Origin of the sequence: Ferdinandcohnia salidurans (assembly GCF_042680725.1) — a bacterium.
In the GTDB taxonomy this organism is placed as follows: Bacteria; Bacillota; Bacilli; order Bacillales; family Bacillaceae_L; genus Ferdinandcohnia; species Ferdinandcohnia salidurans.
The window spans coordinates 120,898-147,238 of sequence record NZ_JBHUEK010000007.1 but is presented as its reverse complement, the minus strand read 5'-3'; the positions used below and the strand labels follow the sequence as shown (position 1 = coordinate 147,238).

At 37.3% G+C, this 26,341-nt stretch carries 28 protein-coding genes; 10 read left to right on the top strand and 18 right to left on the bottom strand.

Going from position 1 to position 26,341, the window contains the following annotated elements; translation table 11 throughout:
* Nucleotides 1-7 precede the first annotated feature (7 nt).
* Both ACFSFW_RS03645 and ACFSFW_RS03640 read left to right on the top strand, forming a co-directional pair.
* Complete coding sequence (locus ACFSFW_RS03645) at nucleotides 8-622, top strand: YhcN/YlaJ family sporulation lipoprotein (RefSeq protein ID WP_388035310.1); 615 nt, start codon at nucleotides 8-10, stop codon at nucleotides 620-622.
* A 645-nt stretch (nucleotides 623-1,267) separates the two neighbouring features.
* On the top strand, nucleotides 1,268-1,471 hold the full coding sequence (locus ACFSFW_RS03640) for a YlaI family protein (protein WP_388035307.1): 204 nt from the start codon (nucleotides 1,268-1,270) through the stop codon (nucleotides 1,469-1,471).
* Nucleotides 1,472-1,666: 195 nt separating this feature from the next.
* Here the strand turns inward: ACFSFW_RS03640 and ACFSFW_RS03635 are convergent, their stop codons facing one another.
* The 3 genes from ACFSFW_RS03635 to typA form a co-directional block, all read right to left on the bottom strand.
* Nucleotides 1,667-1,951, bottom strand: a complete 285-nt coding sequence (locus ACFSFW_RS03635; protein WP_304215828.1) for a hypothetical protein — start codon at nucleotides 1,949-1,951, stop codon at nucleotides 1,667-1,669.
* Between the two features lie 17 nt (nucleotides 1,952-1,968).
* Entirely contained in the window at nucleotides 1,969-2,274 is a 306-nt protein-coding gene (locus ACFSFW_RS03630; protein ID WP_099353582.1) for a YlaH-like family protein, read from the bottom strand.
* Between the two features lie 249 nt (nucleotides 2,275-2,523).
* Nucleotides 2,524-4,365: a translational GTPase TypA gene (gene typA / locus ACFSFW_RS03625; RefSeq protein ID WP_304215831.1), complete on the bottom strand. Its 1,842-nt coding sequence runs from the start codon at nucleotides 4,363-4,365 to the stop codon at nucleotides 2,524-2,526.
* Between the two features lie 150 nt (nucleotides 4,366-4,515).
* Here typA and ACFSFW_RS03620 point away from each other — a divergent pair, with 150 nt between their 5' ends.
* Complete coding sequence (locus tag ACFSFW_RS03620) at nucleotides 4,516-4,701, top strand: YlaF family protein (RefSeq protein ID WP_099353584.1); 186 nt, start codon at nucleotides 4,516-4,518, stop codon at nucleotides 4,699-4,701.
* Nucleotides 4,702-4,732: 31 nt separating this feature from the next.
* On the opposite strand, the gene ACFSFW_RS03615 is transcribed toward ACFSFW_RS03620, so the two are convergent.
* Nucleotides 4,733-5,527, bottom strand: coding sequence for an inositol monophosphatase family protein (locus ACFSFW_RS03615; RefSeq protein ID WP_388035302.1), 795 nt, complete (start codon nucleotides 5,525-5,527; stop codon nucleotides 4,733-4,735).
* A 134-nt stretch (nucleotides 5,528-5,661) separates the two neighbouring features.
* Nucleotides 5,662-5,850, bottom strand: a complete 189-nt coding sequence (locus ACFSFW_RS03610; protein WP_099353586.1) for a YkzI domain-containing protein — start codon at nucleotides 5,848-5,850, stop codon at nucleotides 5,662-5,664.
* A gap of 213 nt (nucleotides 5,851-6,063) precedes the next feature.
* Here ACFSFW_RS03610 and ACFSFW_RS03605 point away from each other — a divergent pair, with 213 nt between their 5' ends.
* Nucleotides 6,064-6,699 carry a YktB family protein gene (locus tag ACFSFW_RS03605; RefSeq protein WP_388035300.1) on the top strand — a complete coding sequence of 212 codons (636 nt, stop codon included), beginning with the start codon at nucleotides 6,064-6,066 and terminating at the stop codon, nucleotides 6,697-6,699.
* Nucleotides 6,700-6,776: 77 nt separating this feature from the next.
* Here ACFSFW_RS03605 and ACFSFW_RS03600 read toward each other — a convergent pair whose 3' ends face one another.
* Both ACFSFW_RS03600 and ACFSFW_RS03595 read right to left on the bottom strand, forming a co-directional pair.
* Nucleotides 6,777-7,040, bottom strand: a complete 264-nt coding sequence (locus ACFSFW_RS03600; RefSeq protein WP_388035297.1) for a UPF0223 family protein — start codon at nucleotides 7,038-7,040, stop codon at nucleotides 6,777-6,779.
* A gap of 12 nt (nucleotides 7,041-7,052) precedes the next feature.
* Entirely contained in the window at nucleotides 7,053-8,012 is a 960-nt protein-coding gene (locus ACFSFW_RS03595; protein WP_388035295.1) for an NAD(P)H-dependent flavin oxidoreductase, read from the bottom strand.
* Between the two features lie 291 nt (nucleotides 8,013-8,303).
* Here ACFSFW_RS03595 and ACFSFW_RS03590 point away from each other — a divergent pair, with 291 nt between their 5' ends.
* A complete protein-coding gene (locus ACFSFW_RS03590; RefSeq protein WP_388035292.1) occupies nucleotides 8,304-9,776 on the top strand; it encodes an aminotransferase class I/II-fold pyridoxal phosphate-dependent enzyme in 1,473 nt (490 codons plus the stop codon).
* Between the two features lie 56 nt (nucleotides 9,777-9,832).
* Here ACFSFW_RS03590 and ACFSFW_RS03585 read toward each other — a convergent pair whose 3' ends face one another.
* A complete protein-coding gene (locus ACFSFW_RS03585; RefSeq protein ID WP_099363145.1) occupies nucleotides 9,833-9,949 on the bottom strand; it encodes a GapA-binding peptide SR1P in 117 nt (38 codons plus the stop codon).
* Between the two features lie 275 nt (nucleotides 9,950-10,224).
* On the opposite strand from ACFSFW_RS03585, the gene ACFSFW_RS03580 reads away from it, so the two are divergent.
* Nucleotides 10,225-10,653, top strand: a complete 429-nt coding sequence (locus tag ACFSFW_RS03580) for a DUF1885 family protein (RefSeq protein WP_304215844.1) — start codon at nucleotides 10,225-10,227, stop codon at nucleotides 10,651-10,653.
* An 82-nt stretch (nucleotides 10,654-10,735) separates the two neighbouring features.
* Here the strand turns inward: ACFSFW_RS03580 and ACFSFW_RS03575 are convergent, their stop codons facing one another.
* Nucleotides 10,736-10,975, bottom strand: coding sequence for a hypothetical protein (locus ACFSFW_RS03575; RefSeq protein ID WP_099363147.1), 240 nt, complete (start codon nucleotides 10,973-10,975; stop codon nucleotides 10,736-10,738).
* Nucleotides 10,976-11,240: 265 nt separating this feature from the next.
* Here ACFSFW_RS03575 and ACFSFW_RS03570 point away from each other — a divergent pair, with 265 nt between their 5' ends.
* Entirely contained in the window at nucleotides 11,241-11,621 is a 381-nt protein-coding gene (locus ACFSFW_RS03570; protein WP_099363148.1) for a thioredoxin domain-containing protein, read from the top strand.
* Between the two features lie 44 nt (nucleotides 11,622-11,665).
* On the opposite strand, the gene lpdA is transcribed toward ACFSFW_RS03570, so the two are convergent.
* From lpdA to ACFSFW_RS03545, 5 genes are all read right to left on the bottom strand, one after another.
* Nucleotides 11,666-13,075 carry a dihydrolipoyl dehydrogenase gene (gene lpdA / locus ACFSFW_RS03565; protein ID WP_388035288.1) on the bottom strand — a complete coding sequence of 470 codons (1,410 nt, stop codon included), beginning with the start codon at nucleotides 13,073-13,075 and terminating at the stop codon, nucleotides 11,666-11,668.
* Nucleotides 13,076-13,081: 6 nt separating this feature from the next.
* Nucleotides 13,082-14,380 (bottom strand): dihydrolipoamide acetyltransferase family protein, encoded by a 1,299-nt coding sequence (locus tag ACFSFW_RS03560; RefSeq protein ID WP_304215850.1) that lies wholly within the window; start codon nucleotides 14,378-14,380, stop codon nucleotides 13,082-13,084.
* A 148-nt stretch (nucleotides 14,381-14,528) separates the two neighbouring features.
* The gene (locus tag ACFSFW_RS03555) at nucleotides 14,529-15,506 is read right to left on the bottom strand and encodes an alpha-ketoacid dehydrogenase subunit beta (RefSeq protein WP_304215853.1); all 978 of its coding nucleotides are present in this window, start codon (nucleotides 15,504-15,506) and stop codon (nucleotides 14,529-14,531) included.
* Between the two features lie 3 nt (nucleotides 15,507-15,509).
* Nucleotides 15,510-16,619: a pyruvate dehydrogenase (acetyl-transferring) E1 component subunit alpha gene (pdhA, locus tag ACFSFW_RS03550; protein WP_304215856.1), complete on the bottom strand. Its 1,110-nt coding sequence runs from the start codon at nucleotides 16,617-16,619 to the stop codon at nucleotides 15,510-15,512.
* Between the two features lie 703 nt (nucleotides 16,620-17,322).
* Entirely contained in the window at nucleotides 17,323-17,991 is a 669-nt protein-coding gene (locus ACFSFW_RS03545; RefSeq protein WP_304215858.1) for a YkyA family protein, read from the bottom strand.
* Between the two features lie 194 nt (nucleotides 17,992-18,185).
* Between ACFSFW_RS03545 and def the strand changes: the two genes are divergently transcribed.
* The 3 genes from def to rnjA all read left to right on the top strand — a co-directional run bounded on the left by def (nucleotide 18,186) and on the right by rnjA (nucleotide 21,203).
* Entirely contained in the window at nucleotides 18,186-18,740 is a 555-nt protein-coding gene (gene def, locus ACFSFW_RS03540) for a peptide deformylase (protein WP_388035283.1), read from the top strand.
* Nucleotides 18,741-19,319: 579 nt separating this feature from the next.
* Nucleotides 19,320-19,529 (top strand): DNA-dependent RNA polymerase subunit epsilon, encoded by a 210-nt coding sequence (locus ACFSFW_RS03535; RefSeq protein WP_099363155.1) that lies wholly within the window; start codon nucleotides 19,320-19,322, stop codon nucleotides 19,527-19,529.
* A gap of 6 nt (nucleotides 19,530-19,535) precedes the next feature.
* Complete coding sequence (rnjA, locus tag ACFSFW_RS03530; RefSeq protein ID WP_099363156.1) at nucleotides 19,536-21,203, top strand: ribonuclease J1; 1,668 nt, start codon at nucleotides 19,536-19,538, stop codon at nucleotides 21,201-21,203.
* A gap of 103 nt (nucleotides 21,204-21,306) precedes the next feature.
* On the opposite strand, the gene ACFSFW_RS03525 is transcribed toward rnjA, so the two are convergent.
* The 4 genes from ACFSFW_RS03525 to ACFSFW_RS03510 form a co-directional block, all read right to left on the bottom strand.
* Nucleotides 21,307-21,972 (bottom strand): potassium channel family protein, encoded by a 666-nt coding sequence (locus tag ACFSFW_RS03525; protein ID WP_099353603.1) that lies wholly within the window; start codon nucleotides 21,970-21,972, stop codon nucleotides 21,307-21,309.
* 140 nt (nucleotides 21,973-22,112) lie between these two features.
* Nucleotides 22,113-23,930, bottom strand: coding sequence for an ABC transporter ATP-binding protein (locus tag ACFSFW_RS03520; protein ID WP_388035279.1), 1,818 nt, complete (start codon nucleotides 23,928-23,930; stop codon nucleotides 22,113-22,115).
* Between the two features lie 14 nt (nucleotides 23,931-23,944).
* Nucleotides 23,945-25,699, bottom strand: a complete 1,755-nt coding sequence (locus tag ACFSFW_RS03515; RefSeq protein WP_388035276.1) for an ABC transporter ATP-binding protein — start codon at nucleotides 25,697-25,699, stop codon at nucleotides 23,945-23,947.
* Nucleotides 25,700-25,864: 165 nt separating this feature from the next.
* Nucleotides 25,865-26,323, bottom strand: a complete 459-nt coding sequence (locus tag ACFSFW_RS03510; RefSeq protein ID WP_304215868.1) for a TlpA disulfide reductase family protein — start codon at nucleotides 26,321-26,323, stop codon at nucleotides 25,865-25,867.
* Nucleotides 26,324-26,341: the final 18 nt, after the last annotated feature.

The window sequence follows — 26,341 nt, the reverse complement described above, 5'->3', positions numbered from 1 at the left end:
TTGAACGATGGGAGGCAAAACGGTGAGATATATTAATATCCTTCTGTTCTTAACTATAATTTTTATTATTTCTGGTTGCGGTACAACAAATAATGCTGGAGAAAATGAGAAAGATACGCGTGTAAAAGTTCAAAATTCAGTTGAAAATCATGTTGACAGAAAAACAGGACAAGAAATTGCGAGTCATCTTGTCGAACTCGCAAGTAGTGTCCCAAATGTAAATGATGCAACCGCCGTTGTTCTTGGGAAGTATGCAATCGTTGGAATTGATGTGAATGCAAAATTAGAACGGTCAAGAGTACAAACAATTAAGTACTCGGTTGCTGAAAGTCTGCAGCATGACCCTCATGGAGCAAATGCAATTGTAGTTGCTGACGCTGATACGTATGAGCGTTTAAAACAAATGAGAAAGCAAATTGAAGATGGACGACCTGTTACAGGTATTTTGGACGAATTGGCCCAGATTGTCGGCAGATTAGTCCCTGACATTCCAAGCGATTTAATTGATAATAACAATACAGAGCCAACGAAAACCAATGATAGCCAGCTTAAACAAGGAGAACAACAGAAATTTGATAAAGAACAGCAAGATCAGTCCAATAATAAAATGGGCAATAAATAAAAGATATTGCAGCACGAGAACATGGTTTCTCGTGCTGATTTTATTTTTGGGTATTGGTTCTTAATTTTTTGTGATGATAAAGGACTTATAGCGCGAAATAAGTTGGTTTTGCTTTCATTGAGGTTATGAAGGACTTTACTCACGTGTCTGTGCTTCGTGCGGGACTTCATCCACCTTATGAAGGACTTTACGATACCGCCTTTGCTCCGTTCGAGACTTCATCCACCCTATGAAGGACTTTACGTTCCTGACTGTGCTTCGTGCGGAACTTCATCCACCTTATGAAGGACTTTACGATACCGCCTTTGCTCCGTTCGAGACTTCATCCACCTTATGAAGGACTTTACGCACATGTCTATGCTTCGTGTGGGACTTCATCCATCCTCTGAAGGACTTTACGATACCGCCTTTGCTCCGTTCGAGACTTCATACACCCTATGAAGGACTTTACGACCCTGCCTGAGCTTCGTGCGGGACTTCATCCACCCTACCGAAATCCATCTTTCAACCTTGGTTTCTCCTCGACCTTGTTACAACTGACTCAAATAAAAAAACTTCCTAAAAAAGACAAACTTTGTCAGAAAAGTGTGGGTTGTTGTATAATGGGAAAAAAGATACTTGATAATACTAGAGGGGTTCATAAAAATGAAAGTAAAATGTGTAATTTGTGATAAGATTGAGGACATCGAGGATGAATCAAGCCAAGCTAAACGTTTGAGAAATCGACCAATCCATACATATATGTGCCAAGAATGCCATGACCGCATCGAAACCAGAACAAGAGAACGTATCGCAACAAATAAGTTCAAGCTATACCGAAAAAAGAAAACAGACGATGATTGGTGGTAAAAACAAATGTGCAAGCGCCTTGTTCAGCCCTGACAAGCACAAGACGAGACGTCTTGAAGGTTGTACTTTGACCTTCCAGACGGATTGGCTTGTGACCTCGAGGGGCTAGGCGCTGGAACTGGATGTAGATAGACAACGCAACAAGTTATCCACCTTAAAGCAAAAAGCCGAGCATATCCGCTCGGCTTTTTTGTTTTATTCGTAGTTCTGATATCTATCAGGATGTTGCTGAATTTGGTCGTGCATGATATCGATTAATTCAATCGGAAACCTTGCACTTTTTGCTTCCCCGTCAATTGTATACTTCACAAAGTACATAACATCATCTTTTACAATTTCGATATCCTTCAGTTTAAACTCATTCACTAATATATCCTCAAAAAGATCGTACGTTTCCTTTGCGGCTTTATCATCAGGTCTTGCCTCAGCCACAACTTTAATCGTTAACCAATTATAGATTGCATCCTGCAAGGATTTCATTGAGTTGCCCCCTTATCTTACGCTTCACTTTTTTTTGATTGGTGAAGGCGGATTTTATAAATGATTAAAATAAGAGCGGCAATCGCCAATCCTTCTGCTATTGGTAGGAATGCACCTAAAAACGTTAAAATTGTACACCCTAAGGCAAGAAATAAATAAATCACAATATTTTTTAACAATGGCAACTTCTTTGCAAAACCTAACTTGAAGACAATAATTGTCAAAAGCAAGATCACAATGTATAACATATTTGAACCGACACTTGGAGTTGTCGAACTATAGATTGTTTTTGCAACTGGCCACATATGTTCGTATACATCCATTCATACCCCTCCTTCTCACACTTTCCTATTATCAAATGCGCCTTGGCGTATTTGCGCCCAGATCTTTTTCGAGCTTACTCGAAAAACTACCTTTAAAAAATCTGTGGCATCGGCCGAAGGCTTAACTTTATACAGCTGGGTTTTGAACCCTGAATTAATTGTATATTTTTTTACAGGTTCCCCACTTAGAGAAGCAGGGATTTTTGCTGTATAAAGTTAAAGTATCAGAAAGGGACAAGGTTCACAACATTATTGATTCACTTCAGCAAGTTTTTTTCGTTTTGCTGCTTTTTCACGTTCATTCTTATCAAGAACTTTCTTACGTAAACGGATGGATTCTGGTGTAACCTCACAGTACTCATCATCGTTTAGGTATTCAAGTGATTCTTCTAATGACATGATGCGAGGCTTTTTCATTGTTGTTGTTTGATCTTTGTTTGCTGAACGCATGTTTGTCATTTGTTTCATTTTCACGATATTAACGGTTAGGTCATTTTCACGAGTGTGTTCACCAACAATCATACCTTCATAAACTTCTGTACCTGGTTCAACGAAGATAGTTCCACGGTCTTCAACACCCATGATACCGTATTGAGAAGCTTTTCCTGATTCCATTGAAACAAGAACCCCTTGTCTACGTCCACCAACATTACCTGATGCCATTGGTTTGTAGCTATCAAAGGTATGATTCAAAATACCAAATCCTCTAGTTAAAGTTAAGAATTCAGTTGTATATCCAATTAGACCACGTGCAGGCACCATAAAGATGAGTCGCACTTGCCCATTACCATTGTTGATCATGTCTAACATTTCACCTTTACGAGCACCAATAGACTCCATAATAGAACCAGTGTGCTCTTCAGGTACATCGATTTGAACACGCTCAACTGGCTCACAACGAACGCCATCAATTTCTCTTACGATAACCTCTGGCTTCGAAACCTGAAGTTCATATCCTTCACGGCGCATATTTTCAATTAAAATTGATAAGTGCAACTCTCCACGACCAGAAACAACCCATGCATCTGGTGAATCAGTGTTCTCAACTCGTAAGCTTACATCTGTTTGAAGCTGTGAACGCAAGCGCTCTTCGATTTTACGAGAAGTTATATATTTCCCTTCACGTCCAGCAAAAGGACTATTGTTAACTAAAAACGTCATTTGTAGAGTTGGTTCGTCAATATGAAGGACAGGTAAAGCATCTTGGTGTTCAATTGGACATACCGTTTCACCAACATTGATATCTTCCATACCAGAAACCGCAACGAGATCTCCTGCTTTTGCTTCCTGGATTTCAATACGTTTTAAGCCCGAGAAACCAAATATCTTTGTCACACGGAATTGTTTAACACTTCCATCTAATTTCATTAAGGCAACTTGCTGTCCTACGTGCATGGTTCCTCTGAATACACGGCCAATTCCAATTCTTCCTACATAATCATTATAATCAAGTAATGCTACTTGGAATTGTAGTGGTTCTTCACTATTGTCAACTGGAGCAGGAATGTTTTCGATGATACAGTTGAATAATGCTTCCATATTTTCATCTTGTTGATGTGGATCTGTACTTGCCGTTCCATTAATAGCTGAAGCATATACAACCGGGAATTCTAATTGTTCCTCAGAAGCGTCAAGTTCGATAAATAAGTCAATTACTTCATCTACAACTTCTTCTGGTCGAGCAAAGTCACGGTCAATTTTATTAACAACTACGATAGGTGTAAGATTTTGTTCTAATGCTTTTTTCAATACAAAACGAGTTTGTGGCATACAGCCTTCATAAGCATCAACAACTAATAATACTCCATCAACCATTTTCATAATACGCTCAACTTCTCCACCGAAGTCAGCGTGTCCAGGTGTATCCATGATATTAATTCGTGTATCTTTATAATTAATTGCCGTATTTTTGGCGAGAATGGTGATACCACGTTCACGTTCTATGTCATTTGAATCCATCGCACGTTCTTCTACATGCTCATTTGTACGGAAAGTTCCTGATTGGTGAAGCATTGTATCAACAAGTGTTGTTTTACCATGGTCTACGTGAGCGATAATTGCTATATTTCGTAAATCATTTCGTATTGTCACTATTTACACATCTCCTAGTATCAATTTAAGGATAAATTAATTTTACATTTTTTTACTTTCGAAAAGAACTGGAACTAAAACATTATATACCAAACAGTAGAAATAATACACATTTATCTGTAAAATAAATTATGGAAAGGGGCCCATACTATGAAAAACGTAAATTTGCCAATGCTCTTGTTCGCGATTGCAACTGCAGTTTGCATAATGTTAATTGGAGTATCAATTGCTGAAAGAAGTCTGTTAGGTATTATTCTGTCTATTATTGCTGTAATTATTGTGACAGGTTTAGGATTTACCACAAAGAAAAAAATGCGTGAGAATGGCAGAATCTAAATTCTGCTTTCCTCACGCTTTATTTTTGATTTTATTTCCTTTTTAAGAATTGGGTAAAGATCTCTTTATGTAAATTCGGTCTTGCAACAAATACACTGTTTTCCTTTAAGAAGTTTAATGGCTCTCCATCAAGTGTTGTGACGATCCCACCTACTTCATTTAAAAGAACAACCCCAGCTGCAAAATCCCAAGGTGATAAACGCATTGTAATGTAGACATCAATTCTGCCAGTCACAACATAAGCCAGTTCCAGTGCTGCTGAGCCATAAGAACGAGTGCCACGAACAGCATTGACAATCGGTATCAAAATTTTAGGATCAATTCGTTTATTTTCGGTTACCCATGTTGCATTTATGGCTACAATTGCTTTTTCCAGAGGGACTTCCCCTAACGGTTCGATTTTTGTGGAGTTAAAGTAAGCCCCTTGACCTTTACGTGCATGATATAGCTCATCATGAACAACATCGTAAATAAGGCCAATTTGCCCCACTCCATCTTCATATACTGCAACCGAAATGACAAAATTACGTTGTTGATGAATAAAATTCATTGTACCGTCAATCGGATCGATAATCCAAGTGATGCCATTTAAGGATTGGAGCTTATCTCCAAAGCCCTCCTCCCCAAGAATTTGGTGCGACGGAAACGTCTCATGAATCTTTCCAATAAAAAATTGTTCCGTCTCCTTATCCATGTTAGTCACGAGGTCATCTGGGTTTGATTTTGATTCAACTACAAGCTTTGTTTTAAAAGAATCCCGAATTCGTTCCCCCGCCTCTTTTATCCAATGTTTTGCATATTTATCTATTTCGTCCCAATTTACCATATCAGTACCTCACTTTTTTCATCTCAAAGGATAGTATGTGCTATGTATCTTTCTTTAAAAGCATACTTTACTTATTTATGGACATGCAAGCAATAAGGAAAGCGAACCATCTCAGGTTCGCTTTCGCACCTTATTTATACTTCAATTTTAATCATTTCTTGGCTTAATTTTTGTAATTTCTTTTTACATTCAGCTTTTTTCTCTTCATCTTTTTCAATCATCGCATCATAAAGGGTTGCCAATTCATAATCTACTTCTAAACGTAACACAGCCAAGCGTTTTTCTCCGTCTTTTCGCTTTAAGTCATTTATCACTTGTTTCAATTTCCGCACCCCTTTCCACTATTTCGATCTTCCACTTTCCCATATTGACTAATTCTGCTAGTTACTTTTATCTTATGAAAAAAACTAGAGTATTGTAACAAATATGTGCGTATACCTAGATAAGCTTTACGTTCAATTTTCGAGCATGCTAGTTTAGCTTTTTAAATGTTTTTGCTAAAATATAAGAAGGAATATCATTAGGAGGAAATTTCAATGGCTTTTACAGGGTTTACAAAAGAAGACTTTAATGTATTTACAATAGATGGACTTGAAGACCGCATGGATGCCCTAATTAGACATGTTCGACCAAAACTAGAGGAGTTAGGGAATCATTTTGCCCCTACACTCTCGAGTCTCTCAGGAGATGAAATGTTTGCTCATGTTGCAAAACATGCAAGAAGGACGATTAATCCACCTAAAGATACTTGGGTAGCTTTTGCAAATAATAAGCGTGGGTATAAAATGCTGCCTCATTTTCAAATCGGATTATGGAATACACATTTATTTGTTTGGTTTGCTGTCATTTATGAGGCACCTATCAAGGCAGAATTTGGTCATATATTAATGGAGCACTCGAAAGAAATTAGAGAAAGTGTCCCAAACCATTTTGTATGGTCAGTCGATCACACAAAACCAGAAACTCTAATACATCAGGAGTTGAGCGAACAAGAACTTGAATCAATGTTCACAAGACTACAAACTGTTAAAAAGGCCGAAATCCTATGTGGAATTAACATTCCTCGAGACGAAGTGGTTGATATGAACGCTGAAGAATTAGTACGAGTAATTGATGGAACTTTCAGAAAGTTACTTTCATTATACCAGTTAGCGCAAGAAAGTTCAAAGTAAGTTTCAAAAAGGAATTCATTTTTCGACAAGCTTACATAACAAAAAGGATGTCTTATTGTAAAAGACATCCTTTTTGTTTACATTTTAATTATTTCCGTATTTTCTTTTGCTTTTTGAATAACACGGTATGCAGAATACCCGCTTGTTTCTTCAAATTCTCCACAAACTTGTTTTTCTTCTGCTTTGCTTGGGACAATTTCTTTAAAGCGTTTATAAGCCTGCATCATTTTTTCCCTTGGGATTCCCTTCTCATATGCCCTTTCAACACATTCAAAAAAGGCAATCACATCGACTACCTCGTCTGTGCTCCATTCATATGAAATCGGGTATTGATAATCCAAACGACTTCACCTCTATTTACTCCACTTAGACCTAATTTGCTCAGCTTCAGTAATCATTCGCTCAAACAGCTCAGCGACTGTTGGTTCATCCTTGATGAGCCCCATTACTTGACCAGCCCAAGCAAATCCTCCATCTAGTTTACCATCATAGATATAGCTCATATTAGCTTGACCACTTATGTATGCCTTTAATCCTTCATATCCACTGTTTGCCGCTTCCAACTCTAGGATTTTTGAGGACCATTCATTTGAAATGACACGACCCGGCGCACCAAGTGATCGTTTAATTACGACTGTATCATTTTCGGTTCCGTTAATCAATGCATCCTTATATCCTTGATGGGCATGAACACATTCTTTCGTCGCAATAAAGCGTGTACCCATTTCAATACCTTCTGCACCCAAGCTTAACGCAGCCATCAAACCTCGACCATCACCGATACCACCAGATGCGATAACTGGAATGGAAACTGCATCTACAACTTGCGGAATAAGAACCATTGTTCCAATATCCTGTCTCCCAAGATGGCCACCACCCTCTTGACCAACTACCATAACAGCGTCTGCCCCTAACTCCTCTGCTTTTTCTGCTTGTCTTCTGGCAGCAACTAGAACAAGTTTCTTCATATTAACTCCCTTTAATTGATCAAAAATAGGAGCAGGATTTCCGCCAGTCATTGTGATAACAGGAACTTCTTCCTCAATTGCCACTTCAAGCATGTCCGAGAACGGTCTTCCATGTTGTCCAATCGCATAATTAACCCCAAACGGTTTGTTTGTAAGTTCTTTTACCTTTTTAATTTCAGTGCGAAGATCTTCTGGTGTGTCAAGTGACATCGCTGTGATTTGACCAAGACCACCTGCATTTGATACTGCTGCTGCAAGTTCCGAATAGGCTAAATACGCAAGTCCTCCTTGAATGATTGGATACTTAATTCCTAATAAAGTTGAAATCTTTGTTTCCCAATTCATAATACTCCCACCTTTCATTAATCCTTTTCGATATTACTACTTCAAACTCCTCTTTTTTTCCTTTAGTCAAAGTTAAATCGCGAATTATAACGATCTGGTAAAAGGTATAAGCAAAGTTTAACAGTCCAAAAAAGGTTTAATAATTACTGGTTGTGACAATTTAAAAGTAAGAAATATTTTTATATGCAAACGGTAAGAGAAATGCTATAATTCATTTGTTTTATGTAGAAAAAAATAGAATAAAACACTCAATTTTATTCTGAAATATAAATAAAGAGGTGTGGTTATCAATTGTCACAAAATGTAACACCATTATTTACTGGTCTTGTTGAACACTCAAAAAAGAATCCAACTCAATTCCATATACCTGGACATAAAAAAGGCGCTGGGATTGATCCAGAATTTCGAAACTTTATCGGGGACAATGCCCTTTCAATCGATCTCATTAATATCGGACCCTTAGATGATCTCCATCAACCTAAAGGCATCATTAAGCAAGCTCAGGACCTTGCAGCTAAAGCCTTTGGTGCAGATCACACTTTCTTTTCCGTTCAAGGTACAAGTGGGGCAATTATGACAATGGTCATGGCTGTATGTGGACCTGGAGACAAAATTATTGTACCTAGAAATGTCCATAAGTCCGTTATGTCGGCCATAGTATTTTCCGGAGCAGTCCCAATATTCATTCATCCAGAGATTGATAATACTTTGGGAATTTCTCATGGAATCACCACAGACTCTGTTAAAAAAGCACTTGAACAACATCCAGACGCAAAAGGATTACTTGTGATTAATCCAACCTATTTCGGCGTTGCTGCTGACCTAAAGAAAATTGTAGATATTGCTCATTCTTATGAAGTACCAGTACTCGTTGACGAAGCACATGGTGTTCATATTCACTTCCATGATGGGCTACCGCTATCTGCCATGCAGGCTGGTGCAGATATGGCTGCAACAAGCGTCCATAAGCTAGGTGGTTCAATGACACAAAGCTCTATTTTAAATGTAAGAGAAGGCTTAGTGTCAGCTAACAGGGTTCAAACGATCTTAAGTATGCTCACAACAACGTCAACATCTTATTTATTATTAGCATCTTTGGATGTTGCGAGAAGACGCTTAGTAACAGAAGGATATGACCTGATTGAAAAAACCATTCAATTAGCCAACTATATGCGGGACAAAATCAATGAAATAGAAAAACTGAAATGTATCGGACGTGAAATTTTAGGCTCTAAAGCTACATTTGACTTCGATCCAACAAAATTAATAATTTCTGTAAAAGATCTTGGAATTACAGGTTCTGATGCAGAAGTTTGGCTTCGTGAAAAATACAATATCGAAGTGGAAATGTCCGACCTCTACAACATTCTTTGTATCGTAACACCTGGTGATACGAAGAAAGAAGCTGAATTACTAATTGCTGCACTTGCGAATTTATCTGAAGAAGTTTCACATCTTTCAGAATCTAGAATTGTACCAGAAGTTTTACTTCCAGATATCCCAGTACTTGCTTTATCACCTCGGGATGCATTTTATTCTGAAACAGAAGTTGTTCCATTTGAAGAATCCGCTGGCAGAGTAATTGCTGAGTTTATCATGGTGTATCCACCAGGCATCCCAATTTTTATCCCTGGAGAAATTATTACTGAGGAGAACTTAACCTATATTCAAACCAATATTGAAGCAGGTCTCCCGGTCCAAGGACCAGAGGATTATGAATTAAAATACTTGAGAGTGATCAAAGAACACAAAGCCATTAAATAATAAAGACGAAAAAGAAGCATGCAAATTTTATTGCATGCTTTTAATTATTTATAAAGTTATTTCTCTTCGTGATTGCAATCGCAATGGTCGCATGTTGAATAAAGTGTTGTAACCTTCTCATACTCAAAATGTTCAATTGTTTCACTACATGTTTGACAGATGATTGTACCCATTATTCAAAGCCCCTTTCGAAAAGTAGATTCTTAAACTTCATTTGAAAACGTTTTATGTTATGTTATTTATATAATAGTATGTCACAATTGGTTCGTCAATAGTTAATTGTATAACATTTTAAAATATTTTCAGTTATTTTTTATCATACTTGTCGAATTACGATGTATATTCACGTCATACAACACAAAGTTGTAAGTATTACCCATTAAATGCTAGAATAGTAGTAGAGATAGAAACATACATAATTAATCAATCTAGAGTAGGAGTGAAGAGTTTGGAAAACGCATTCATAAAGCTTGTTCCTGCATCAAACACACACAGTGTATCACTAGATGTTGTAAAAGATCTCTTTAGCTATTACAAGGAAATTACAAGTAAAACGGGACAACAGCTAGATTGGGATTACGACAATGCTGCCTTTCCATACCACATTAAAGAGATGAACCAAGAACTTAATTGGTTTTATTTAAAATCCGATCATCAAAAATATAATGCGATCGTAGTGGGCGTTGGCCAAGAGGAGCTTGAAGGTGAAAACGGTGAGACAATCGAGCAATCATATATCCAAGTCACCCTTCCACAAGTGTCAACCACTGGCGATAAAGGAAAAGCAAATGAGTTCTGTAAGTTTTTAGCCAAGAAGCTTGAAGGAGAATTACATCTATTTAACGGAAGAATCATGTATTTTTACAAACGAAAATAACCATTAAGGTTATCTGTTTTCTATAGCTTCAATAATCTAGATAAAGGAAGAAAAGACCATATCACTAAGATGTGGTCTATTTCTATGTAAACGCCCAAAAAACTTTTTCAAATGAGAAAAAAAATAAAAACGAAATGGCCGTAATCAAGAAGGAACTCTTTCGTGTTAGTCCAATTTTGTTAGCGATTAAAAAAGCAAGATAACAAAAGATCCCCAATAAAATACCTTTCGCAAAAAGACTATCAGAACGTGATAACCATGTAACTAAAGAAAATGTACTCCATATTAATACCTGGATTAATCCAATTACATATACCTTCATGAAGAAACTCCCCTTTTATCAGCAATAAAGGAACTAAGACCTCGTGCGCATGCTTGTCTCTATGAATTTCTTTTTACTATATTAATTAATATGCACAGAAATATGGTAGTATTTTTCATTTATGTAACAAATCGATGACATTGGAAAGAATTTTATGAATACATGATAAAATGAATTTAAATTGAAAAATAGGTGTTTTGTATTATACAAATTTAGAAGTAAAGACCTATACTTTTGACTATTTTATGGAAGAGTGATTAACAAAATGAAAGCATTTACCCTAATCATACTTTCTTTTATTTTTCTTTCCTCATGTTCTTCATACCAAACGCAGCCTACATTGCCAGAAACCGAAGAAAAACAAATCATTTTTTTTTCCGATGAAGATAATCTTCACAATGAAAGTAATTATTATGATGCCTTACTGGAGCTTAGAAATAAATTCCCAACTGAAATCGCAAATATGAAGGTTGTTTCTTCTGAAGATAATAGATTGTATACGAAGTATAAGGTTGAAGAATATCCTTCTTTATTAATTATTGAACAAGATAAAGTCCTTGAAAAAATTGAAGGGAATGTCGACAAAGAAGAAATTATCATTCCCCTTGAAAACGTCTTGTCGACTTCAACAAGTTCAAAAAAATGAGTAAAAAAAATCGCCCCGGATTCGGAGCGATTTTTTTACATTTATTATTTCACAATATGAATTGGAGATCCTAAAGCAACTTCTGCTGCTTCCATTGTAATTTCACCTAGAGTTGGGTGAGCATGAATTGTCATTGCGATATCTTCAGCTGTCATACCAGCTTCAACTGCAAGGCCTAATTCAGAAATAATATCTGATGCACTTTCACCAGCTACCTGAGCACCGATTAGTAGTCCATCCTCTTTACGAGTAATTAACTTTACAAAACCGTCAGTAGCCTCAAGTGCTAGCGCACGACCATTTGCAGCATATGGGAATTTAGCTGCTACAACTTCAATTCCTTCGTCTTTTGCTTGTTGCTCATTGTATCCAACTGTAGCTAGTTCAGGTTCAGAGAATACAACAGCAGGAATGCCTAAGTAGTCAATTTCTGATGGCTCACCAGCAATTGCTTCTGCTGCAATTTTACCTTCATATGAAGCTTTATGTGCTAATTGAGGTCCAGGAACAATATCACCGATTGCGTAGATATTACTTACACTTGTACGGCATTGTTTATCGATTTCAATTACGCCTCTTTCATTCATTTTAACACCAGCAAGCTCTAAACCAAGCTCATCAGTATTAGCACGACGACCTACCATTACGAATACATAGTCTGCGTCAATTGAATGTTCTTCGCCTTTTGCTTCATACTTTACTGTTACACCATTTTCAGTCTCTTCTACACCTTTAGCAAGAGCCTTCGTAATTATTTCCGCACCTTTTTTCTTAAGGTTCTTTTTAACAATAGAAGTCATTTGCTTTTCAAAACCAAGAAGGATGTCATCTGCTCCCTCTAGAATTGTTACTTGTGATCCAAAGTTTGCATAAGCACCACCAAGTTCAATACCAATTACACCACCGCCGATTACGACGATTTTTTCTGGTACTTCCTTAAGTCCAAGTGCGCCAGTTGAATCAAGAACGCGTTTTGAATATTTAAAAGATGGTATTTCGATTGGACGAGAACCTGTAGCAATAATTGCATTTTTGAAATTGTAAGTTTGTGCAGAGTTTTCACTCATAACACGTAAAGAGTTTGCATCTACGAAATATGCTTCCCCTTGTACAACTTCAACCTTATTACCTTTTAATAGTCCTGCAACTCCACCAGTTAATTTCTTAACAACACTATCTTTAAAAGCTTGAACTTTTGAAAAATCAAGTGTTACATTTTCAGCTTTGATTCCCATTGATTCAGAATTCTTAGCTGTTTCATAACGGTGTCCAGCGGAGATTAGCGCCTTAGAAGGGATACATCCAACGTTAAGACAAACACCACCAACAGTGTCTCTCTCTACAATCGTAACTTTTTGTCCTAGTTGTGCTGCACGAATCGCTGCAACATATCCACCAGGTCCAGCACCAATAACTATTGTGTCTGTTTCAATTGGGAAATCTCCTACTACCATGTTGTATTACGCCTCCATTAATAATAATTGTGGATCATTTAACAAACGTTTGATTTGGTTGAGTGCGTTCTGTGCAGTAGCACCATCAATCATACGGTGGTCAAAGCTTAATGATAAAGCAAGGACTGGAGCTACAACAATTTCACCATTTTTAACAACAGGCTTCTCTGCAATTCGGCCTACTCCTAAGATAGCAACTTCTGGGTGGTTAATAACAGGAGTGAACCATTGTCCACCAGCTGAACCAATGTTACTGATAGTACATGATGCACCTTTCATTTCATTAGGAGCTAACTTGCCATCACGAGCTTTTCCAGCTAATTCATTGATTTCATTAGAGATAGAGAAAATTGACTTACGATCCGCATCTTTAACAACAGGAACAAGAAGACCTTTTTCTGTATCAGCAGCAATACCAATATTGAAGTAGTGCTTATGAATAATTTCGCTAGTTGCATCATCAAGTGATGTATTTAACGCAGGGAAATCACGTAATGCTGCAGTTAAAGCTTTTACGATATATGGTAGGTACGTTAATTTAATACCTTTTTCAGCTGCAACAGCCTTAAATTTCTTACGGTGTGCAACCAACTCTGTCACATCTACTTCGTCCATTAATGTAACGTGTGGAGCTGTATGTTTTGAGTTAACCATCGCTTTAGCGATTGCTTTACGAATTCCACTCATCTTTTCACGAGTTTCAGGGTATTCGCCCGCAGGAATTGGTTGTTTTGCAGGAGCTGTCGCTGCTTCTGCCGCTGCTGCTTTTGGAGCTTCAGCTGCAGGTGTTTCTGTAGCAACAGGTGCACCGCCAGAAGTGAACGCATCAATATCCGACTTCATTATTCTACCATTTTCGCCACTTCCTGCAACCTTTTTAATGTCAATTCCTTTTTCTCGTGCATATTTACGAACAGAAGGCATAGCAATGATACGACGATTTTCATCAACGTCTGCAGCAGGTGCTGTTGCTTCTGAAGCAGCCGCAGCTGGTTGTTCTTCCTGAGCTTCTTCTTGTTTAGGAGCTTCGTCAGATTCATCGCCTTTAAATTTAAGGTCCTCATATCCAGGAGCATCAAACTTAATTAGTGTATCACCTACAATTGCAACAGTTCCTTCTTCTACAAGTACTTCAAGTACTTTCCCTTTAACAGGAGAAGGGATTTCTACTACTGCTTTATCATTTTGGACCTCACATAGAACATCGTCCTCATTTACTTCATCGCCTGGTTTTACAAACCATTTTACGATTTCACCTTCATGGATACCTTCACCGATATCTGGCAACTTAAATTCAAATGCCACGGTTTTCGCCTCCTAAAATTGTTAGTTTCTTGTCAAAGATGCCTTGGCGCATGTCTACTTTGTTGAACCTCTTATCTAGTTGAACTCTCATACGCCACAGGCTTATTTATTCCGATAAGGATAGTTAATCCTCGATTGATTAGTTATATTAGAAGTTCAATACTTTCTTTGCAGTTTCAATTACATCCTTGAAGTTTGGTAACCAAACTGATTCTGCTTGAGAGAATGGATATACTGTATCAGCTGCAGCTACTCGTAATACTGGAGCTTCTAAACTTAAGATTGCACGATCGTTGATTTCAGCAACAACGTTAGCTGCAATTCCAGCTTGTTTTTGTGCCTCTTGAACAACGATAGCTCGTCCCGTTTTTTCAACAGAACTAATGATTGTTGGAATATCTAATGGGCTAACTGTACGTAAGTCAATAACTTCTGCAGAAATGCCTTCTTTTTCTAACTCAGTTGCAGCTTTCAAGCACTCATGCACCATCGCACCATATGAAATCATAGTGATGTCTGTACCTTCGCGCTTAACTTCTGCTTTTCCAAGTTCAATTGTATATTCACCCTCCGGAACCTCCTGGCGGAATGAACGATAAAGCTTCATATGCTCAAGGAAGACAACAGGGTCGTTATCGCGAATTGCGGAAATTAATAGTCCTTTTGCATCATAAGGTGTTGAAGGAATAACAACCTTAAGACCAGGTTGCTGTGCCATTAAACCTTCTAAGCTATCTGCGTGTAGTTCTGGTGTATGTACACCGCCACCAAATGGTGAACGAATCGTTACTGGAGCAGTGTAACGACCACCTGAACGATAGCGCATACGAGCTAATTGACCACTAATAGAATCAATAACCTCATAGACAAATCCAAAGAACTGGATTTCTGGAACCGGACGGTAGCCTTGTAAGCTTAGACCAACAGCAAGACCACCAATACCTGATTCAGCTAGTGGAGTATCAAACACGCGATCTTCACCGAATTCAGCCTGAAGACCTTCAGTAGCACGGAACACACCGCCGTTAACTCCAACGTCTTCACCGAAAACTAAGACATCTGGGTTATTCTTTAATTCTGTGCGTAACGCATCAGTGATTGCTTGAATCATTGTCATTTGCGCCATGGCTTACTTCGACTCCTTCGCTTTATAGATTTCCATTTGCTCCTCTAAATTTAAAGGAAGCTCTTCGTACATATGTGAAATAAGATCAGTAACCTTTTGTTTAGGTGTTTCGTCCGCTTTTTTAATTGCGTTCTTGATGTCTTCTTTAGCTTCTTCAATGACTTGGTTCTCTAACTCTTCATTCCAAATTCCTTTTCCTTCAAGGTACTTACGGAAACGAACGAGTGGGTCTTTCTTTTCCCATTCATTATCAAGCTCTGATGTACGGTATCTTGTTGGGTCATCCCCAGCCATTGTGTGTGGACCATAACGGTATGTCATTGTTTCAATTAGAGTTGGACCATCACCATTCACTGCACGCTCACGAGCTTCTTTAACAGCTACATATACAGCTAGTGGATCCATACCATCAACTTGAATTCCTGGAATACCAGCTGCAACAGCCTTTTGAGCTAGAGTTGCTGCTGCTGATTGTTTTTCAACAGGAGTAGAGATTGCAAACCGGTTGTTTTGAACGATAAATATTGCTGGTGCTTTAAATGCTCCCGCAAAGTTAATTCCTTCATAGAAGTCACCTTGTGAAGTACCGCCGTCACCAGTATAAGTGATTGCAACTGATTTCTTGCCACGTTTTTTCATACCTAAAGCGACACCAGCACACTGTATGTATTGTGCACCAATGATAATTTGTGGTGATAGTACATTAACTCCTTCTGGAGCTTGGTTTCCATGGAAATGTCCACGTGAGAATAAGAACGCTTGATATAATGGCAAACCATGCCAAACGATTTGAGGTACATCACGGTAACCTGGTAAAATGAAATCTTCTTTTTCTAATGCAAATTGAGATGCAAGTTGTGAAGCTTCTTGACCTGCAGTAGGTGCATAGAAACCTAAACGCCCTTGACGGTTTAACGAAATAGAACGTTGATCAAGGATTCTTGTATAAACCATTCTTCTCATTAATTCTTTTAATTGATCATCACTTAAATCAGGAACAGCATCTTTATTAACTACTTCTCCTTCTTCATTTAAGATCTGAAACATAGGAAAGTTTTCAGCAACTTTATCCAGTTGCCCTTGTAAATCAAAGACATTTGCTTTTACAGCCATCTTTTCTCGCTTCCTTTCTTACCCTATTTTCTTTTATCAAATGCACCCTGACCATTCTAGTAAGGGGCTTTAACTTTATGATGGTGAAGAAACCAAGTATAAAGTTAAGAATGATACAAAACATACAGCATTAGGTTACCCAAAAATATATCTTTTCAAAGACATAATTAAGAGGAAGTTCAAAAAATCGAATAAATATGACACATCGTATTTCTTCGTTGACTTGTTTCTCCGTTGCTCACGTATTAACTGCATACGTTCCGCTACTCAAAACTGCGTCGCCTTGAAATTCTCGGTCCTCTTCATTCTCCTTTTTGAACACACACTATATCCAAAAGGACTAAGTCTTTAGATGTAATAACTTTTTGTCATGCTCGAAAAGGATATTCTGACTCCTAAATGAAGCTGTATTAATTATTTTAGTAAAGCAATTAATACAACTGCTCCCTATCCATTTCCAAGTTTACAACAACGTAAGACACACGTCAAATTGTTTGTTTACTGTTTTATTACTTGTCCACCATTTTTTTCTGTTTTGTATAAATTCCCATTTTTACAAACTGTATCAGTACACATTTTGCATCTGTACTATAAAAACCCTGCTTTTATAATGATTTTTTAAAATACTACTCGGATTATGCCCTAAAATAGCCAAAACAAAAAGGCTATCAACACTGATAGCCCTTTCACAGTTTTCATATTGTTATTCCTCTTTAAAGACAACTTCTAGTCCAGCATTTTGATAAAAAGTAACCTTTGCTTTGTTGTATTGGTCTGTCAATTTATTAAACGTTTCATTTGCTGCAACTACTTTTTCGTAAGTTTCATTTATAAGAGTAATTTGTTGTTCCAATTCATCCAATGTTAATTCTTCATTTTGAAACATTTCATATAATTTTTTATCGTGCTCGATCGCTTCTTTATAGACAGTGTATAAATCCTCATAGCTTTCATAGCGCTCGTTCATTAACGATACTAGCTCATTTGCTTCTTCCTTTACACTGTCCTCTTTAATTTCAGAAATAAGTGCATCGACCTTTTGAAATTCCTTCTTGGAGGCTTCGATACTCTTTTGTTCATTGTTAATTCTAGTTTCGCGATCACCAACAATTGCCAATGCATCATTCGATAAGGAAACAATCTGATCAAATTCTTTCATACCCAGTGTTAATATTTCATCGTAAAGCTCTTTCTCTTTTTTCTCAAGCTCCACCAATGGGTTTTGTTGCTCTTCAAAGTCCTTTTCAACCGTTACCACTTTTTCTAATGTCTCATAAATCTGTTCTTCAGGTGTGGGACCGCCCAAACACCCCATTAAGAGAAAACTCATACAAACACAAAGAAATACAATTTTAAACGTATTATTTTTCAATATCTGCTCCCCCTTAGCTACTTCAAATATACTATATTATAATACGATTTCATAACATTTTTTAGGTTTCAACTAAATATATGAGTTAGTACATGCTTTAGAACAGACTTGAGGCCTACTTTTATATTTAAAAAGGAAAAAACCTTTGTTAAACTTAAGATAAATATAAGCATCAAGATCAGGAAGTGATAATTGTGATAACAATGGATAATATTATCCGAGAAGGACATCCAACATTACGGAAGGTTGCAGCTGAGGTTCCTTTACCGGCATCAGCGGAAGACAGCAAAATTCTAAACGAACTATTAGAATATGTAATAAACAGTCAGAACCCTGAAATTGCTGAAAAATATGGATTAAGACCAGGCATAGGGCTTGCTGCACCGCAAATTAATGTGTCAAAGCGTATGATTGCTGTCCATTTAAAAGATGAGAATGATGAGCTATACAGCTATGCTTTGTTTAATCCAAAGATTATTAGTCATTCTATTAAAAAGAGTTATTTAACAACTGGCGAAGGTTGTTTGTCTGTTGACAGGGCTGTACCAGGATATGTACCGCGTTACTCAAAAATCAAGGTAAAAGGAACCACCCTTGAGGGCGAGGAAGTAATTGTGAAACTAAAAGGTTTACCTGCTATTTGTTTTCAGCATGAAATAGATCATTTAAATGGTGTAATGTTCTATGATCATATCAATGAGGAAGATCCGTTTGCTGAACCTGACAACGCGATACCTATCGAACGATAGAAAGTAAGTTTCCACCCGCTAAATTTTTAAGTGCTTTTTGTTAAGTAGAATTGACTTATTCATCTTCAGTCAATTTACCTTTCTTTTATTAGCTATGATAATTTGACCCTTTTTTCCACATAATAAGGACAAAACTTAAACCCAAAAGCAACGTTCTTGTAATGTTTAAAGTTTGAGAAAAAAGGAGATGATAGTCATGCTAAAAAAGTTACGGAAAAAGATAATGAAGCAGTGGCAAGATTTATTAAAAAGGAAATCAATTGCATAAAAATTAATAACATAAAACCTACCTCGTAATGAAGTTGAAGATAATAGTGACGAAAAGAGCCCTTCGTTATGGAGGGCTGGTTATGTACTATCATGATCTTCAATGGTATAATAGACCTTTAGGTGTACGGTTCAATGATTTTAACAAAAAAATACATAGTAACCCCTAAACTAACCTCCTCTTTTTACCTATTAGCGATGCAATGTTAAGAAATATTTAGGAAAAGCAAGAAAAAACATGAAAAACTTGTTATATTTTTATATAATAGAAAAAGTTACTCTAACTTTCGGAAATTAAGGAGAGATTTGGCAATGATTTTTAAAGTTTACTACCAAGAGGATGTATTAGAAGTTCCAGTAAGAGAACATACAAAAACTTTGTATATTGAAGCAGAGTCTCAAGTTGAGGTTCGCCAAAAATTAAAGGAACGGAAAATTAACATTGAATATATTCAAAAGGTGGAAGGGGCCTATCTTGAGTATGAGCAACTAAATGAAGATTATAATGTATTGGAGATTTGATGAATTATGAAATTTGTAAAGAACGATCAAACAGCTGTTTTCGCCTTAGGTGGACTCGGGGAAATTGGTAAAAACACTTATGGCGTACAGTTTCAGGATGAAATTATCCTGATCGATGCTGGGATTAAATTCCCAGAGGACGAGCTGTTAGGAATCGACTATGTGATTCCTGATTACAGCTATTTAGTCAAGAACGAAGACAAGATTAAAGGTTTATTCATTACGCACGGTCATGAGGATCATATTGGTGGAATTCCGTATCTACTTCGTGAAATCAATGTACCGATTTATGGAGGTAAGCTTGCCTTAGGTTTAATTCGTAACAAACTAGAAGAGCACGGACTACTTCGCCAAGCAAAGTTGATTGAAATTAAAGAAGAAGATATTATAAAATTCCGCAAAACATCGGTTACGTTTTTTAGAACAACACATAGTATTCCAGATTCATACGGAATTGTTGTAAAAACACCTCCTGGACAAGTCGTACATACAGGAGATTTCAAATTTGATTTCACACCTGTTGGAGAGCCAGCGAACCTTCAAAAAATGGCGGAAATTGGAAGAGATGGAGTGCTATGCCTGCTCTCAGATAGTACAAATGCAGAAATACCACATTTTACAATGTCTGAGAGACGCGTAGGAGAAAGTATTCAAGATATTTTCCGAACGGTAGATGGCCGTATCATATTTGCTACTTTTGCATCTAATATTCATCGCCTACAGCAGGTGGTTGAAGCCGCTGTTCAAAACGATCGAAAAATTGCAGTATTTGGCAGAAGTATGGAATCAGCCATCACAATTGGATATGATTTAGGCTATATTCAATGTCCAAAGGATACGTTTATTGATGCTAACCAAATCAACCGTCTCCCAGCTAATAAGGTTGTAATTCTTTGTACTGGAAGCCAAGGGGAACCAATGGCTGCCCTTTCAAGAATTGCAAATGGTACACACCGACAAATTCAAATCATCCCTGGGGACACAGTCGTATTTTCATCATCGCCTATTCCAGGGAATACACTGAGTGTTAGTCGAATCATCAATATGCTTTACCGCGCAGGTGCCGATGTTATTCATGGTCCACTAAGTAACATCCATACCTCGGGCCACGGTGGCCAAGAGGAGCAAAAATTAATGCTTCGTCTCATGCAGCCAAAGTATTTTATGCCAATTCATGGTGAATACCGGATGCAAAAGATGCACGCGAAATCTGCTGTAGATTGTGGTGTATTTGAAGAGAACTGCTTTATTATGGACAATGGAGAGGTTCTTGCTTTAAGTGAGAATGAAGCATCTGTTGCAGGTAAGATTCCATCAGGAAATGTGTATATTGATGGTAGCGGTATTGGTGATATCGGAAATATTGTATTGCGCGACCGCCGCATTCTTTCTGAGGAAGGTCTTGTGATCGTTGTCGTAAGTATTAATATGAAGGACTTTAAGATTGCTGCAGGACCTGACTTAATTTCTCGTGGATTTGTGTATATGCGTGAGTCTGGAGATTTAATCAATGATGCACAGAGTCTGATTACAAAGCATTTAAATAAAGTAATGGAGCGTCGCACGACCCAATGGTCTGAAATTAAGAATGAAATTACAGACACACTTGCACCGTTCCTCTATGAAAAGACAAAACGCCGCCCAATGATTTTACCGATCATTATGGAGGTTTAAGCTAGTCCATTAACCCTTGTCATATTCAATGTTGATTCCCACTGAGGCTTTCCTCAGTGGGTTTTTAATATGTCCATAAAAAAAACGCCTCATGCTGAGACGTTTATTCTTCGATTAGATTTTTTTCGAAACGGCTAATGTCTGTGTCAGCCCCGATAATAATTAGGATATCCCCTTTATGTATCTGCTCGGTTGCTGATGGAGATACAATGATGTCTTTTCCCCTTTTCATCGCGACGATGGTTACCCCATATTTCGCACGTACATCTAATTCAATTAAAGACTTCCCATCAATCTTTTTTCCTGCAACAATTTCAATAATACTATGCTCATCGGAAAGTTCCAGATAATCCAAGACATTGTTTGAGATAATATTATGGGCAATTCGTTTTCCCATATCACGCTCTGGATGTACAATCCGATCCGCTCCAATTTTACTTAATATTTTCTCATGGTAGTCATTTTGTGCTTTTACCCAAATTTGCTTGACCCCTAATTCCTTTAGAATAATGGTCGTTAATATACTCGCTTTCAGGTTATCCCCGATGGCTACAATGACTAAGTCAAAATTTCGAATCCCTATGCTCTTGAGAACTGATTCATCCGTTGAATCGCCAACAACTGCATGAGAAGCTATAGTTGAGAATTCATTCACTTTATCTTCATCAAGGTCCATGGCCATGACTTCCATGCCTTCATCACTTAATGCGCGGCATATGCTACCTCCAAAGCGTCCAAGGCCTATTACCGCAAACTCTTTTTTGTTCACTACCTATTCCCCCATCAAATTGAGATACCTTAGATTGTATCACAACTAATCTATAATTTGGAAGCATCACTGTCACCCTTCATGAAGTGGCACTCCGAAAGTAAAAAGGGACTAGGGTCTCCTAGTCCTTCTTAAGGTTTCTACATGGCCTCAAGCATCTTAAACTGTGCTTTTACTAATCCAAAATATTCACCTTGCTGATTCATTAATTCATGGTGATTTCCTTGTTCAATGATTTCACCATGATCCAATACAAATATATTATCCGCTTCACGAATAGTCGATAGCCTATGGGCAATGATGATTGCTGTACGCCCCTTTAATAATTGTTTTAAAGCCTGTTGAATTTTGACTTCTGTTTCGGTATCAATACTTGCAGTTGCTTCATCTAAAATTAAGATCTTAGGATCTGCAAGTAGTGCACGAGCGAATGATAATAATTGTCGTTCCCCAACTGATAAGATATTCCCTCTTTCCTCAACTTCCGTGTCATACCCATTTACAAGTTTCTCTATAAACTGATGGGCACCCACTGCTTGTGCAGCGGCAATTATCTCTTCATCCGTTGCGTCTGGTCTCCCAAACCGGATATTGTCTTTTATCGTACCAGAGAAGATAAACGTATCTTGTAGGACTACACTTATTTGAGAACGAACATTCTGTAGAGATAATTCTCTTATGTTGATTCCATCGATTTTTACTTCTCCACCTGTTGCATCATAGAAGCGGCTAATCAGGTTAGCAATCGTCGTTTTACCTGAACCAGTATGACCTACAAGGGCGATGGTTTGACCTGCGTCTATCGTCAAGGAAATGCCTTTCAAGGCTTTTCGGCTTTCGTCATATGCGAATTCCACTTGATTGAATTCAATCTTGCCTTTCATATCAGATAAGTGAATTGGGTTTTCTTTTTCACCAACAATTGGTTTTTCATCAATAAATTCGAATATACGTTCAGAAGAAGCCATCCCCACAAGTAATTGATTATATACTTGACCTAAACGTGAAATAGGCTCCCAGAACATTCCTAAATAGAAGGCAAAGGAGACGAATACCCCGATTGTTAGTCCGTCAGCTTGGATTAGCGTAGCCCCGAACCAAATCAAAATGGCAGTTCCAACCGCATTTGTCATTTCAACAAATGGACGGAACATCGCATTTTTCTGGGTTGCATCTCTCCAACTCTCAAAGTTTTGATTATTAATACCATCAAAGAACTCAATATTTTCTTTTTCCTGAGTAAATGCTTGTGTCACTCGAATCCCTTGAATACTTTCATTTAAATGTGAGTTAAGCATCGATTGCTTGATTCTTACTGTTTGCCAAGATCTTCTAATTTTTCTTCTTAATTTAGTTGTAATTAAGACCATCAGTGGCAGGATAATTAAGATTGCCAATGTAAGCTTTGGACTTAAACCGAAAAGAATAAAAATGACTCCAAATAGGAGCACAAAATCCATTAATAGATTAATAACCCCATTTGTGAATAATTCCTGAAGTGAGTTCACGTCATTTAGAATTCGAACTAAAATAGATCCTGCTGAGCGCTTATCAAAGAATCGATGTGAAAGACCTTGAACATGTGTAAAAAGATGTTTTCGTAAGTCGTATATTATATTTTGACCAAGCATATTGGTCCATTTGATCCGATAAATGTTCGCAACATAATTAATCGCATATAACCCAGCAATCGTAGTAACTAAGACCAGTAATAAATCTGTATCTTTATTCGCAATCGCGTGGTCAATTGTATATTTCCCAATTAAAATAGGTGCGATCAACCTTACAGCGGTGGTTAATAAAACCATGATGATTGCTAAAGGCAATAAACTTTTTGAATATGGTTTCATATAGCTTAATAATCTGAGCATTTGTTTCCAGTTAAACGGTTTTTCAATTGCTTGGTCCGTCGAATAATGGAACCGATGTTTTATATCTTGTTTTTCATTTTTTGACATTTCATCTCACCTACCTAACCTACTTGTGACTGTAGGACAACTTTTTGATCCTTATACTGAATATCATAAATGCGTTGATATGGTCCTTCACTTTTCAACAATTCCTCGTGTGTTCCACGTTCAACGATGGTTCCATTATCGAATACCAAAATTTCATCCGCATGTTTCAACGAAGAAATTCGATGTGCAATGATAAATGTAGTCCGCCCCTTCATTACTTCCTTTAAGGCCTGTTGAATTGAAAATTCAGTTTCCATATCTACTGCGCTTGTTGCATCATCTAAAATGAGAATGCTAGGATCAATACAGATTGACCTTGCTATTGCAATTCGTTGCTTTTGTCCACCTGATAATCCCATACCACGTTCACCAAGCATCGTATCATAGCCATTTGGAAGCTCCATAATAAACTCATGTGCTTGGGCTCTTTTTGCTGCATCAATAATTTCTTCCATCGAAGCATTCGGTTTGCCATAAGCAATATTTGCACGAATTGTGGATGAGAATAAGAATGATTCCTGCATGACAAATCCAATATTACTCCTTAACGTAGAAATGGAATAGTCTGAAACATCTCTTCCATCAATAAAGACTTGGCCTTTTACCGGCTCATAAAATCTTGTCATTAGCTGTGTAATACTGGTTTTCCCAGAGCCTGTTGCCCCTATTAACCCAATAACCTTGCCTGGTTCAGCTGTAAATGAAATCGACTGTAATGCTGCCTCATCATCTTCTGTATACTTTAAAGTAACATCTTTAAATTCTACATGCCCCTGCAAGCTATCACTGTTAACAACATTCTCTTTATCGAAGATTTTCTCATCTGCTTCAAGGATCTCGAGTAAACGTTCACCAGAAGCCTTCGCTTGTGAAAACATATTAATAATAAAACCAAGGTTCATAATTGGGTTGAGCAGGTACCAAACTAAACTAAAAAATGCGACGAGTTCCCCATATGATACTGACCCACCAATTACTAAATATCCGCCATAAGATAGTAAAGCGACAACACAAACATTTCCAATAAACTCCATTAACGGGAAAAACTTTGCCCAAATCTTTGACGTAGCAAGTGAAACATCTCGGTAATCTTCATTGGAATCGTTGAATTTATTGATTTGAAACTCTTCTCGTGATAATGACTTTACAGTATTAATTCCGCTGATATTTTCTTGAACATTTGTATTCAAGCGACCAAATGTTTTTCTCACCTTTCGAAATGCTGGGTGGACTCGCTTATCAAAACGATAAACAACAATCGCGAGAAACGGTAATGCCATAATTGTTACCAATGTAAGTGGAATGGAATATGAGAACATCACGATTAAACTGAAAATAATTAAAAGTGTAAAGCGAAGTAGTTCCGCAAATCCAAATGAAAGGAAGAATCGAATCCCCTCAACGTCGGCAGTTAAACGCGACATTAGGTCTCCTGTTTTTGCATTATCATAATAACTAAAAGGTAATCGTTGTAGTTTTTCATACAATGCATTTCTTACCTTATAAACAGCCGTTATACCAAATAAATCCCCCAGATACTGGTTGAAATATGTAGCTACCCCTTTAATTATCATGATGGCAATAAAACCGAATGCTAAATATGGTACATACTGATAATTTCCTGCCCGGATAACCTCATCTATGGTTATCTGAAGCACGATTGGATAGACAACTGTAATTCCTGTGACAAAAATCATGGCAAATAATGACCAGAAAAAATATTTCCGGTACGGCCAATAAAACCCCTTTAATTTCCTAAAAGTATCCATATGAGTCCCCCCTCGGTGTTTCCATAAAAAACCTAAAATGTACGTAACATATAATATATCGGTTTTCGAAATAAATATCTAGTGCATTTTCAGAAAATGTTAAATATTTTATTTAAAAATAAATAAGGCTAAGTCAAATTGACTTAGCCTTATGAGCAAACCTCATTATGAATCAGCATTTTGAGTTTCTTCTAATACGCGGTTAACACGTTTCGTTAGCATCTTCATGCCACTACCGCCTGCTTGGAAATGCCGAAGCTTGCCTTCTTTATCAAATACATAATAAGCAGGGACATATTGGTTTTCGAACTTATCATTCAATTTAAGATCACTATCAACAAAGATTGGTTGAGTGATATTATGCTGCTCGGCAACTTGCTTAATTTCATCTAAATCAAGATCATTTTCTGACCTTGGCATATGAACAGCAATAACATTTAACTTGTCCTGATATTGGTCACGGAATTCATTCACCTGAGGCATTGCTTCTTTACAAAGACCACAGCTGATTGACCAAAAATGAATGAGGGTTGGTTTTTCACCAACAAGGTCAGCTTTACTAACTTCACCATTTAACCAAGCTTTTTCTCCATCAAGCTCAGGCAATTGATCACGTAATTTCATCGATTTTATCCTCCACAT